The 12292-nt window shown below is 69.7% G+C and carries 8 protein-coding genes; 5 read left to right on the forward strand and 3 right to left on the reverse strand.

Annotated features, from left to right (window positions below):
- The first annotated feature begins 27 nt into the window (after positions 1–27).
- Together QNJ12_RS12030 and QNJ12_RS12035 are read left to right on the forward strand one after the other, a co-directional pair.
- On the forward strand, positions 28–2724 hold the full coding sequence (locus tag QNJ12_RS12030; protein ID WP_300622892.1) for a heterodisulfide reductase-related iron-sulfur binding cluster: 2697 nt from the start codon (positions 28–30) through the stop codon (positions 2722–2724).
- A gap of 163 nt (positions 2725–2887) precedes the next feature.
- Positions 2888–3142 carry a hypothetical protein gene (locus QNJ12_RS12035; protein ID WP_300622893.1) on the forward strand — a complete coding sequence of 85 codons (255 nt, stop codon included), beginning with the start codon at positions 2888–2890 and terminating at the stop codon, positions 3140–3142.
- Positions 3143–3310: 168 nt separating this feature from the next.
- Here QNJ12_RS12035 and xylB read toward each other — a convergent pair whose 3' ends face one another.
- The 3 genes from xylB to QNJ12_RS12050 all read right to left on the reverse strand — a co-directional run bounded on the left by xylB (position 3311) and on the right by QNJ12_RS12050 (position 7892).
- A complete protein-coding gene (xylB, locus tag QNJ12_RS12040; RefSeq protein ID WP_300622894.1) occupies positions 3311–4786 on the reverse strand; it encodes a xylulokinase in 1476 nt (491 codons plus the stop codon).
- A gap of 5 nt (positions 4787–4791) precedes the next feature.
- Positions 4792–6111: a xylose isomerase gene (gene xylA / locus QNJ12_RS12045; protein WP_300622895.1), complete on the reverse strand. Its 1320-nt coding sequence runs from the start codon at positions 6109–6111 to the stop codon at positions 4792–4794.
- 107 nt (positions 6112–6218) lie between these two features.
- Positions 6219–7892: a CRTAC1 family protein gene (locus QNJ12_RS12050; protein ID WP_300622896.1), complete on the reverse strand. Its 1674-nt coding sequence runs from the start codon at positions 7890–7892 to the stop codon at positions 6219–6221.
- A gap of 57 nt (positions 7893–7949) precedes the next feature.
- Between QNJ12_RS12050 and QNJ12_RS12055 the strand changes: the two genes are divergently transcribed.
- From QNJ12_RS12055 to QNJ12_RS12065, 3 genes are all read left to right on the forward strand, one after another.
- Complete coding sequence (locus QNJ12_RS12055) at positions 7950–9812, forward strand: vanadium-dependent haloperoxidase (protein WP_300622897.1); 1863 nt, start codon at positions 7950–7952, stop codon at positions 9810–9812.
- Between the two features lie 112 nt (positions 9813–9924).
- Positions 9925–11067 (forward strand): substrate-binding domain-containing protein, encoded by a 1143-nt coding sequence (locus QNJ12_RS12060; protein WP_300622898.1) that lies wholly within the window; start codon positions 9925–9927, stop codon positions 11065–11067.
- A gap of 149 nt (positions 11068–11216) precedes the next feature.
- On the forward strand, positions 11217–12292 hold a 1076-nt coding region (locus QNJ12_RS12065), incomplete at its 3' end, for a hypothetical protein (protein WP_300622899.1).

Here is a 12292-nt window from a genome sequence, read left to right on the forward strand (position 1 = left end):
TGACCGCCGAGTAGCGTGAGGCGCGCCATGAGCACCAACGCCGAATCCACCGATTCGAACACGTCGAGCCTGTCGAACCGCATCAAGCCGCACCACCTCGCCCTCGGTCTGGGCATCGGGATCGCCGTGTTCACCGTGATGTCGGGCATCCTCCCGTCGATCACCGGCTGGCACAACGACAACGAGATCCACCGGGAGGTGTTCGCCAACATCCCCGGGCCGCTCAAGATCATCTTCTACACGGTGATCCCGGTGATGCTCGTCTGGGGGGCGTTCCAGTTCGCCAACCGCATGAAGAACTGGGAGCGCGGCGCGCCGGCTCAACGTCGCACGACGGCCAAGAACGCCAAGCGCCGCGCCGCCGACTTCCGCGCCGGCGTCTACATGCAGACCCTGTTGCGCGACTCGGGCGCCGGTCTGATGCACTCGATGATCTACTTCGGCTTCCTGATCCTGATGGGCGTCACGACGATCCTCGAAGTCGACCACCAGCTCCCCGAGGACCTCAAGTTCCTCCACGGCCGCACCTACCAGGCGTACTCGTTCGTCGGCGATGCCGCCGGCGTGATCTTCACGGTCGGCATCCTCTGGGCGATCGTGCGCCGGTACGTGCAGAAGCCCTACCGAATCCGCATCAAGTCCAAGCCCGAGCACGCCGTCATCCTCGCCACGTTCCTCGCAATCGGCCTGACCGGCTTCGCCGCCGAGATGTTCCGGATCGCCGTCGAGGGCACGCCGGAGTACGAGCAGTACAGCTTCGTCGGGTACCCCCTGGCGCAGGCGGTCGACGGGCTCTCGCTGAGCGCGCTCGAGACGTGGCACCAATGGATGTGGATCGGCCACGTCGTGAGCTTCATCGTGTTCCTGGCGATCCTGCCCATCACGATGCTCCGCCACGTCTTCACGTCGCCGCTCAACATGTACCTCCGCGACAAGGACCGCCCGAAGGGCGCGATGAAGCCGATGCCCAACCTGATGGAGACCGAGCTCGAGAGCTTCGGCGCCTCCGTCGTCGAGGACTTCACCTGGAAACAGCTCCTCGACACCGACGCATGCACGATGTGCGGCCGCTGCACCAGCGTCTGCCCAGCGCACGCCACCGGCAAGCCCCTCGACCCGCGCGAGATCGTCCTCAAGACCGGCGAGGTGATGGCCGCCACCGGCAGCCCGCAGGTCAGCCCACCGCTCGGCACCGACGCAGAGATCACGATCGGCGCCAACAGCCTGTTCGAGCGCATCACGCCCGACGAGATCTGGGCCTGCACGAGCTGCAAGGCGTGCGACGAGATCTGCCCGGTCAACATCGAGATCCTCGACAAGATCCTCGACATGCGCCGCTACCTGTCGCTCATGGAGTCGAACTTCCCCACCGAGCTCGGCAACGCGTACCGGGCGATGGAGAACCAGATGAACCCCTGGGGGATGAACCAGGGCGAGCGCGGCGACTGGGCCGACGGGCTCCAGCTCGAGCACGGCAAGTCGGTGACCGTGGTCGATCCCGGCGAACCGCTCGCGGCCGAGTACCTCTACTGGGTGGGGTGCGCCGGCAGCTTCGACGACAAGAACAAGAAGGTCACCCAGGCGATGGCCAAGCTGCTCGGTCGCGCCGGCATCGACGTCGCGATCCTCGGCCCGAGCGAGATGTGCACCGGCGACTCGGCTCGTCGATCGGGCAACGAGTACCTCTTCCAGATGCTCGCCATGCCGAACATCGAGATGCTCGACGGCATGGGCGTGAAGAAGATCATCACCCAGTGCCCGCACTGCTTCAACACCCTGCTCAACGAGTACCCGCAGCTCGGCGGCAACTACGAAGTCGTCCACCACACCCAGCTGCTCGAACAGCTGATCGACGATGGCCGGCTCGACGTCAGCCAGGCCACGCTCGAGGAGCGGATCACCTATCACGATTCGTGCTACCTCGGCCGCCACAACGACGTCTACGTCGCGCCTCGCAAGGTCGTCGGCTCGATCAAGGGCATCGAGATCGTCGAGATGAACCGCAACGGCACCACCGGTATGTGCTGCGGCGCCGGCGGCGCCCGGATGTGGATGGAGGAAACGATCGGCGTCAAGGTCAACGACGAGCGGGCCGCGGAAGCCATCTCGACCGGCGCCACCCGCGTCGCCACCGCCTGCCCGTTCTGCTACATCATGCTCGACGACGGCGTGAAGGGCGCCGGTGTCGACGAGGACGAGGTGAAGGTCGCCGACCTCGCGATCCACCTCCTCGATGCGATCGAGGCGGGCGAGCAGCAGATGGAGCACCCCGACGCACCACTGAACGCGCCGCTCGAGACCCCGCTGCGCATCGAGCACTTCTCGGGCCACGGCAGCACTGCGCTTGCAACGGCGCCCACTTCCACTGCCGCGGACAACGCGACGGACACTGCGACGGACACCGGAACCGCAACGACGAGCACGAGTTCGACCTCGTCCTCGGCACGCGACGACCTCCAGGCCATCAACGGCATCGGTCCGTTCCTCGAGGGCATCTTGAACGACGCCGGCATCACGACCTTTGCGCAACTCGCCGACACGTCCGTCGAGCAGCTCGAGGAGATCCTCCCCGACGTCCACGACGGGAGGGTCGAGAACGACGACTGGCTCGGTCAGGCGCGACGACTCGCCGGCACCGACGACGCACCGGACGACGCACCAGAAGACGCACGGGCGGACACACCAACGGGTGGTTCCGACGGCGCGAGCGGCGGCTCCGACTGACCGACCCCGCCTCCTCCGGCCTCCCGGCTCCGGTGCGGTGGTCCTGCGCGACCGGCGCTCGAACCTGCCCCACGTGGTGCGTCGCGTTGATCGTACGTTGACTCAAGCTCGCGGCGCGGACCGCCGATGCACCAGCATGCTCCGAGCCGCAGGTCACGATGCCATGGCAGCGCTCCGTCGCGCTGCCGCAGCGTCCGACCGAGACCTCGACGCCGCGCTGCTGCGAGTCGGCGTGCTCGCCCCGCTCGATCTCGAGCCGATCCGAGCCTGGCTGACAGCTCCGAGCACCCGGCTCGAGGCCCTGGCCAACCGGGACGGGCATCGCGTGATCGCGGTCCGTCGGCACGGCCGCTGCGTTGCGTGGGTCCACCACGACGGCAGCCTCGTCACTGCGAACGAACTGCGCTCGATCGCCTGACGACGCCAGCCGAACGACGCCAGCACCACGACGCCAGCCGCACGGCGCCCCGCCCCACGGCGTCAACCCGACGGCGTCAACCCGACGATGACGCCGGGCCGACCAACACGCCGCGACGTGAGGTCACGACCCCAGCCCGCCCGACGGCACCGGTCTCCACTCGCGCCCTCAACGCTGGCGATCCGCCACCGACCGGTAGGCGTCGCGCCGCGCCCCCGCGTCGCGCGCCGGCGCGACCACCGTGCCCGCTCCGAGCTGCCAGCGGGCGGCGACCGGTGCCGAGTCGCTGCCCTCCAGCACCGCCGCCGCCTGGACGGCTGCGCCGGTCGCGACCGTCTCCTCGCTTGCCGGCACCGTCACCGCCGAGCCCGTGAGGTCGGCACACCGCTGCCGGTACGCCACCGACCGAGACCCGCCTCCGACGAGGAACAGGCGGCCGTCGACCGTCGCGCCGGCGCACCTCAGTGCCTCGAGGCCGTCGAGCACACCGCACAAGACCCCGTCGTGGGCGGCGAGCGCGAGCTGCTCGGGCGTCGTCGCATTCGTCAGACCGGCGAACGTCCCGGTCGCGTCCGGCAGGTTGGGCGTTCGCTCGCCGTCGAAGTAGGGCACCAGCATCGCGGTGCCCGGGTCGTCGGCGGCGACCAACGCCAGCTCGGCCAGCCCGGCGGCGTCGCGGCCCAGCCAGCGAGCGACCGTGTCGGTGACCTTGGTCGCGTTGAGCGTGCAGACCAGCGGCAGGAAGCCCCCGTCCGCACTCGCGAACCCCGCGACGGCTGCGCTCGGGTCGGACGTCGCCGACGACGACACCGCGAACACGGTGCCCGAGGTGCCGAGCGACACGGCGACGTCGCCGCGCGCCATGCCGAGCCCGAGCGCGGCGCCCATGTTGTCGCCGCTTCCCGGGCCGACCACCACGCCTGCGGGTAGTCCGAGCGAGGCGGCGACGTCACCGACGATCTCGCCGGCCGCATCGAACGGAGCGAGCACGCGCGGCAGCCGATCGATCCACTCGTCACCGCCAGCACCGACGTCGCCACCGCCGACCGCGGCGCCGACGAGGTCCGGCCGGTACGAGCCCGTCGACGCATCGAACCAGCCGGTCCCCGACGCATCGCCGCGGTCGGTCACGTGCTCGCCGGTCAGGCGCCAGGTCAGGTAGTCGTGCGGCAGCATCAGCCGCGCCACCCGAGCGAGGATCTCTGGTTCGTGCTCCGCGACCCACGCGAGCTTGCTCACCGTGAACGACGCCACCGGCACGCTCCCGGTAGCGGCGGCCCACTGCTCGGGACCGAGCTCGGCGACCAGCCGGGCGGCCTGGGGCGCGGACGTCGTGTCGTTCCACAGCTTCGCCGGCCGGAGCGGCCGTCCCCCGTCGTCGAGCACGACGAGCCCGTGCTGCTGCCCGCAGACCGAGATCGCCGCGACGTCGTGACGGTGATCGCCGAGCTGCTCGATGGCAGCGGACATCGCCGACCACCAGGCGTCCGGGTCCTGCTCGGACACCGGTGGCGTGGTCGGGGGGTGCGGCGAGCTCGCGATGGCCACGACCTCGCCGGTCTCGATGTCGCGCGCCTCGGCCTTCGTCGACTGGGTCGACGAGTCGACGCCGACGACGAGACGTCGTCCCGTCCCCAGGGTCATGGCGGTCAGCGGGCTCGTTCGATGTAACGGGCGACCACGTTCTCGAGCAGTTCCTGATGGCCCGACATCGGCATCGGTTCGCCGGCGCCGAAGGCCCGCTCGTGCAGCCCGGCGAGCGTGTGGTCGCCGGCGAGGATGCTCGCACCGAGTGCCTCGTCCCAGTCGACGTACCGCTCGGATCGGCGGTGGTCGAGGTCCTCCATCATCGAGGCCGCAGCGAGCAAGGCCCTCGCCATCGTGTCCATACCGCCGATGTGGGCGTGGAAGAGGTCCGCCCGGGCGATCGACTGGCGACGCAGCTTCGCATCGAAGTTCAGTCCACCGGTGGTGAACCCGCCGGCGCGCAGGATCTCCAGCATCCCGAGCGTCATCTGTTCGACCGACACCGGGAACCGGTCCACGTCCCAGCCGAGACGGTCGTCCCCGGCGTTGGCGTCGACCGAGCCGAAGATGCCGGCACTCACGGCCGCGGCCACCTCGTGGGCGAAGTCGTGACCGGCGAGCGTGGCGTGGTTGACCTCGATGTTGACCTTGACCTCGTCGGCGAGGTCGTACTGCTGGAGGAACGCGTGGACGGCCGCGACGTCGTAGTCGTACTGGTGCTTGGTGGGCTCGAACGGCTTCGGCTCGATCAGGATCGTGCCCTCGAACCCGATCGAGTGCTTGTGCTCGACGACCATCGTGAGGAACCGGCCGAGCTGGTCGAGCTCGCGCTTCATGTCGGTGTTGAGCAGGGTCTCGTACCCCTCGCGCCCGCCCCACAGCACGTAGTTGTGCCCGCCGAGGCGCTGGGTGGCGTTCATGCAGTGGGCGACCTGAGCGGCCGCGTACGCGAACACCTCGGGGTCGGGGTTGGTGGCGGCACCGGCCATGTAGCGCGGGTGCCCGAACAGCTTGGCGGTGCCCCACAGCAGCTCGACGCCGGTCTGCTCCTGGTAGCCGGCGGCCAGGTCGACGAGGCGGTCGATGTTCTTCGCGGTCTCGGCGAACGAGTCGCCCTCGGGTGCGATGTCGAGGTCGTGGAAGCACCAGAACGGCACCGTCAGCTTCTCGAAGAACTCGAACGCCGCCGCCATCTTCTGCTCGGCGCCGTCGATCGGGTCGGTGGTCGACAGCCACGGACGGTCGAGCGTGCCGTCGCCGAAGATGTCGGACCCGTCCCAGTTGAAGCTGTGCCAGTAGCAGGTGGCGAACCGCAGGTGATCGCGCATCGTGCGGCCGGCGACGACGCGGTCTGCGTCGTACCAGCGGAACGCCAACGGGTTGTCGCTGTCGGGCCCCTCGAACCGGATCGTGTCGACGTGCTCGAAGAATGAATCGGTCATGGAGCGTCCCTTCGTGCTGGGCCAGCGCACGTGCGGTGACCCCTGCGGCCGGTGTCTCGTGGGCGCCGTGCGAGCGACGTCCCGACGACCGCACCTGCCGTTGAAGATTAGTCGTCGGGGTCGATCGGCGGAACTCCGACGACCGGTGCAGCAGCACCTCGCTCGAACGTGACGAACCGGTCGGCGGCGACCGTCGTCCATGGTCCCGTCTCGCCGTCGGGCCAGGCGACCCGGACCTGCGCCTCGTCCGCCGACCCCAGGCCGACGTGGATCCAACCGTGCTGCCCGCCGGCGTGCCCGCCGCCGATGGTGATCTCGCGGACGATCGTCCGCTCGCCGGCCTGCACCTCCAGCCATGCCCCGACCGCGTCGACGTTGGGTACCGGCTGGACCAGCCGGATCGCGAGCCATCGGCCCATCGGCTCGGGACGCTCGGCATCGCCCGCGCCGACATTGCGCCAGAGCGCGACGTTCTCGCGGCGGTTCACGACGACCAGGTCGAGCATGCCGTCGTGATTCAGGTCGACCAGGGCCGCCCCGCGCGAGCGATCGTCGTCGATGATCCCGGCCGCCTCCGCACCCTCGACGAACGTGCCGTCGGTCTGCCCGATCAGCAAGTTGTTGGGATCGTTGCTGGCGTGATCGGTCTGCGCCTCGACGTTGCCCTTCGACACGAACAGATCGACGAACCCGTCGTTGTTGACGTCCGCGAACTCCGGGTGCCAGGCGGTCGAGGGGAGCACGTCGCCGCCGGTGAACGGGCGTTGCGCCGTGACACCTCGGCGCAGTGCGATGTCGCGGTACCGCGGCTCGGTGCCGTCGCCGTCGAGCGTCTGCAGCTTGTTGTCGCCCTGGCTCGTGAGGAACACCTCGGGGTAGCCATCACCGGTCAGGTCGTGGCTGGCGATGCCCATCCCCCAGACCCGGAGCGGTTGCCAACCGTCTTCTGCGGTGTACTCCTCGGGTGGCTCACCGGAGGCGATCCGCCACATCTGCTCGCCGCCGTCGGCGTAGTAGTGCCGGTCGTTGGTCAGACGGAGGTCTCGCTGTCCCGACCGGTTCCAGTCGCTGAAGAGCATCGACAGCGTGCAGTAGCCCGGCCGGAGCGGGACCGGTGCGGCGTACTCCGTGCCCTGCGGCCGCACGAGCCGGCTGTCGCCGCAGGTGTTGCTGACCAGTGCGTCGTCGCGAGGCACGAGGTAGCTGCCGAACGCCAGCGTCGGCATCGTGTTGGATCCCTCCCAGGTCGCGCTGAACGCGGTCGTCCAGTCGTCGCCTCCGTCGATGCCGAACCGATCGTTCGCCACCTCGAACCGACACTCCCCGAGCCCGCGGAGCACGACGTCGGGTCCGTGGCGCAGCACGACGAGATCGACGTGGCCGTCGCTGTCGATGTCGAGCGGGTACGCGCCGGTCACCTCGGTCAGATCGGTCTCGGGGGCATCCACCTCCCCGAAGCGAAGGGCGCCGCCGCGACTGCTCTCGTTGCGGTAGAGCGCGGCGGGCTCGCTACCGCCGGCGAAGAACAGGTCCGACAGCCCGTCGTCGTCGCAGTCGAGGACGGCGACACCGCCGCCGACGAAGAACTCGAACTCGCCGGTGTAGGTGTGGTCGATCGCGCCTGCCTCGCGGACGAATCGCGGCGGCGTCCCGGCCGCGGCCGCCTCCGATCCGCCGGCGTCGACGAGCGCGGCGACCAGCGGGATTCCGGTGGCGAGCACGGCCATCGCGAGTCCGCAGGCCAACCACCGCCGTCGGATCGAGCGCTCGCTGTCGGCCACGAGACGGATTGAACCACACCACAGATCCCTCGCAGCGGCGGTACAGTCCGGCAGCGGATGGTCGATCTACGACGAGCCGTCACGGCGGCCGTCGCAGCGTCGCTGATCGCGACGGCGACGGGCTGCTCCGGCGACGAAGCCCCCTACGCAGAAGCCGGCTGCACGCCGGCCGACCGCGGTGGCCGCTCGGTCGCCCGCGTCTGGGACGAGACCGTGCTCGACCTCATCCGCCAGGTCATCCCGGCGCCGACCGTCCACGCCCGGAACCTGTTCCACACCTCCGCGGCGATGTGGGACGCGTGGGCCGCCTACGACACCTCGTCGGACGGGTACTTCGTCACCGAGCGCCACACCGCCGACGACCCGACCGCGTCGCGCGAAGTCGCCATCAGCTACGCCGCGTACCGAATCCTCCTGTGGCGGTACGGCACGGTGTCGGACCTGCCGAGCGCCAACGAGCAGCTCGACGCCGTCATGACGTCGCTGTGCTACCGGACCGACTACACCGCCTCCGACGGCGACTCGCCGGCCGACCTCGGGAACCGGATCGCCGAGACCGTCATCGAGCACGGGCGCGACGACGGCGCGCTCGAGGACGACCGCTACGTCGACCATTCGTACCGGCCGGTGAACGAGCCGATGGTCGTCGCCGACCCTGGCACCGTCATGGTCGACGCCAACGCGTGGCAGCCGTTGTCGCTGGGGGTGCAGATCGCGCAGAACGGCCTGCCCATCCCCGGCGAGACGCAGACGTTCATCGGGCCGCACTGGGGCCACGTGACCCCGTTCGCGCTCGAACCCTCACCGACTGGGACGGCGATCGACCCCGGCCCACCACCACTGCTCGGTGACCCGGCGACCGATCAGGCCTACCGCGACGCGGCGGTCGAGGTGGTGCGCTACAGCGCGCTGCTCGACCCCGACAGCGGCGCCGAGATCGACATCGGCCCGGGAGCCCGCGGCGACAACCCGCTCGGCTCGAACGACGGCGACGGGTACTCGCAGAACCCGGCCACCGGCGAGCCGTACGAGCCGAACGTCGTCCTCCACGCCGACTTCGGTCGCGCGATCGCCGAGTACTGGGCGGACGGTCCCGACTCCGAGACACCGCCCGGACACTGGAACCTGATCGCCAACGCGATCCAGGACGCGCCCGGGTTCGAGCGCCGGTTCGGGGGCACGGGCCCGCTGATCGATCCGCTCGAGTGGGACGTCAAGGCGTACTTCGCGCTGAACGGGGCGGTCCACGACGCCGCCATCGCGGCGTGGGGCCTCAAGAGCCACTACGACTTCGCCCGCCCGATCTCGATGATCCGCCACCTCGCCGGCCACGGCCAGTCGAGTGAGCCGGACGGCCCGTCGTACCACCCGGACGGGATCCCGCTGGAGTCGGGGCTGATCGAGGTGGTCACCGAGGCGTCGAGTGCGCCGGGCGAGCGGCACGAGGCGCTGGCCGCCCACGTCGGCGAGATCGCCGTCCGCTCGTGGCGGGGCGCCCCCGCCGACCCAGAGACCGAGACCAGCGGGGTGGGCTGGGTGCTGGCCGTCGACTGGGTGCCGTACCAGCGCCCGTCGTTCGTGAGCCCGGCGTTCGCCGGCTACGTCTCGGGCCACAGCACGTTCAGCCGGGCCGGCGCCGAGGTGCTGACGTCGCTCACCGGCAGCCCCTTCTTCCCGGGAGGGATGTCGGCGTGGACCGTCCCGCAGGGCGCGCTGCTCCACGAGGAGGGCCCGACCGAGGACCTGACCCTGCAGTGGGCGACGTACTACGACGCCGCCGACGAGGCGGGCATCTCACGGCTCTACGGAGGCATCCACATCACCGCCGACGATGTCGAGGGCCGCCGGATCGGGGCGACGGTCGGCCGGGGTGCCTGGGAGCTTGCGCAGCGCTACTTCGACGGAGATCCGCTGCGATGACCAGGATGACGCCGCGGCCAGGTGGGACTTCCTGCCCTAGTCACCGTCGGACCCGTCAGTAACCTGATGGGGTCACGGCGCCCGCCGTGCGCGACAAGGGGAGAGAACGAAGATGCACGTTCGACGGACAGCGACGGTGCTCGTCACCGCCGCCCTGGTCTTCGCAGCATGCGGAGACGATGACGACGACGACGCGACCAGCGACACAGCAGCAGCGGACGACGGCGACGAAGCGGCAGCGGACGGCGACGGCGACGGCGACGGCGACGGCGACGGCGACGGTTGCACCGTCGGCGTGTCGTGGAACAACTACCAGGAAGAGCGCTGGGCCAAGTGGGACGAGCCGGCGCTGCAGGCCGCGATCGAGGCCGGTGGCGGCACGTACATCTCGAACGACGCCAAGTCGTCGGTCGAGACCCAGGCCAGCAACCTCGAGAACCTGATCTCGCAGGGCGCCAACGTGATCGTCGCCCTCGCTCAGGACGGCGTGGCCATCAAGCCGGCGGTCGCGGCGGCGATCGAGCAGGGCGTCCCCGTCATCGCGTACGACCGCCTGATCGAGGACGAGCAGGCGCTCTACATCACGTTCGACAACGTGAGGGTCGGCGAGATGGAGGCCGAGGCCGTGCTCGAGGTCGTGTCCGAGGGCAACTTCGTGATCATCAAGGGCAACGCCGCCGACGCCAACGCCGACTTCCTCCGCGAGGGCTACACCAACGTCGGCATCCCGCCGGTGGGCGAGAACAGCGACACGATCACCATCGTCGGTGAGACCTACACCGACAACTGGGATCCCGCCATCGCCCAGACGAGCATGGAGCAGTTCCTGACCGCCAACAACAACGAGGTCGACGCCGTGCTCTCCGAGAACGACGGCATGGCCGGTGGCGTGATCGCCGCGCTCGAGGCCCAGGGTCTCGCCGGTCAGATCCCGGTGTCGGGCCAGGACGGCGACCAGGCCGCGCTCAACCGCGTGGCGCTCGGCACGCAGACCGTGAGCGTCTGGAAGGACGCCCGCGAGCTCGGCACCGCGGCCGGCAGCGCCGCCATCGAGCTGTGCAGCAACCCCGAGGCGTCGGCGGTGAGCGGCACAGCGCCGTTCACCACGCCGGGCGGCATCGACATCACGTCGATCCTGCTCGAGCCGATCCCGATCAAGCAGGACAACCTCGACATCGTGATCGACGCCGGCTGGATCAGCCAGGCCGACGCGTGCGCGGGCGTCGAGGCGGGCGCGGTGGCGGCCTGCGGCTGAGCCACCACGTCATCCACAACTGAACACCTGAGTCGACGCGCCCCCCGCCGCCGGTGGGGGGCGCGTCGGGTGTTCTCCGCCAGGCCGCGGATCTGGCAACATCCACTCACCCGACGTACACGACGAGATCCCCCGGAAAGAGCACGCGCATGAGTCAGGCCGCCGCCGGCACCGCCCCACCCGCCACGACGAAGCGCTCGTGGCGTGAGCTCGTCAGGGCCTCGGAAGTCGACACCCGCTTGTTCGGCATGATCATCGCCCTCGGCGTGATCTGGATCGGGTTCCACCTGATGTCCGACGGGAAGTTCATCACGTCGCGCAACCTCTGGAACCTGTCGGTCCAGAGCACCTCGATCGCGATCATGGCGACCGGCATGGTGTTGATCATCGTGACCCGCAACATCGACCTGTCGGTCGGCTCCTTGCTGGGGTTCCTCGGCTACACGATGGCGCTCGTGCAGACCGACGGACAGATCTCGGTGTTCGGCCTCGACTGGACGATCGACGGCCTGCAGGGCAAGTGGTTCACCTGGCTCGTCGCGCTCGCCGTCGGCGTCCTCCTCGGCGCCTTCATCGGCGGGATCCAGGGCTATCTCGTCGCCTATGTCGGCGTCCCCGCGTTCATCGTCACGCTCGGCGGGTTCCTCGCCTGGCGCGGTGTCATCTTCCGCACCGGGGGCAAGCAGGGTCAGACCCTCGCCCCACTCGACGACACGTTCCGCTACCTCGGGGGCGCACCCGAACGCTCGCTCGGCGACTGGAGGAGCTGGCTGCTCGCCCTCGTCGCATGTGTCCTCATCGTCGCCAGCATCGCAATGGCCCGCCAGCGGCGGCGACGCCACGAGCTGACGATGCGCCCGTTCGGGCTCGACGTCGCGTTCGCCGTGGTCGGCTGTCTCACGGTCCTGCTCGGTGTCTGGCTGATCGCGATCGGCTACGACTCGCCGGTCTCCGGCGACCCGGTCGGCGTCGCCTATCCCGTCCTCATCCTGATCGGCGTGACGCTCGGGATGTCGTACCTCGCCCGCCGGCGACGCTTCGGCCGCTACGTCTACGCATACGGTGGCAACCCCGAAGCCGCCGAGCTCGGCGGCATCAACACCCGCAAGACGATCACCTACACGTTCATGCTGATGGGGGCGCTCTGCGCGCTGAGCGCCGCCATCCAGACCGCCCGCCTCAACTCGGCCACGACGAACCTCGGCGTCCAGAACGAGCTCGACGT

The organism is Ilumatobacter sp., assembly GCF_030065885.1.
In the GTDB taxonomy this organism is placed as follows: Bacteria; Actinomycetota; Acidimicrobiia; order Acidimicrobiales; family Ilumatobacteraceae; genus Ilumatobacter.

Coding starts and splice junctions, on each gene's coding strand:
- QNJ12_RS12060 (WP_300622898.1), top strand. CDS start 9,925: ATGCACGTTCGACGGACAGCGACGGTGCTCGTCACCGCCGCCCTGGTC.
- xylA (WP_300622895.1), bottom strand. CDS start 6,111: ATGACCGATTCATTCTTCGAGCACGTCGACACGATCCGGTTCGAGGGG.
- QNJ12_RS12035 (WP_300622893.1), top strand. CDS start 2,888: ATGGCAGCGCTCCGTCGCGCTGCCGCAGCGTCCGACCGAGACCTCGAC.
- QNJ12_RS12030 (WP_300622892.1), top strand. CDS start 28: ATGAGCACCAACGCCGAATCCACCGATTCGAACACGTCGAGCCTGTCG.
- QNJ12_RS12055 (WP_300622897.1), top strand. CDS start 7,950: ATGGTCGATCTACGACGAGCCGTCACGGCGGCCGTCGCAGCGTCGCTG.
- xylB (WP_300622894.1), bottom strand. CDS start 4,786: ATGACCCTGGGGACGGGACGACGTCTCGTCGTCGGCGTCGACTCGTCG.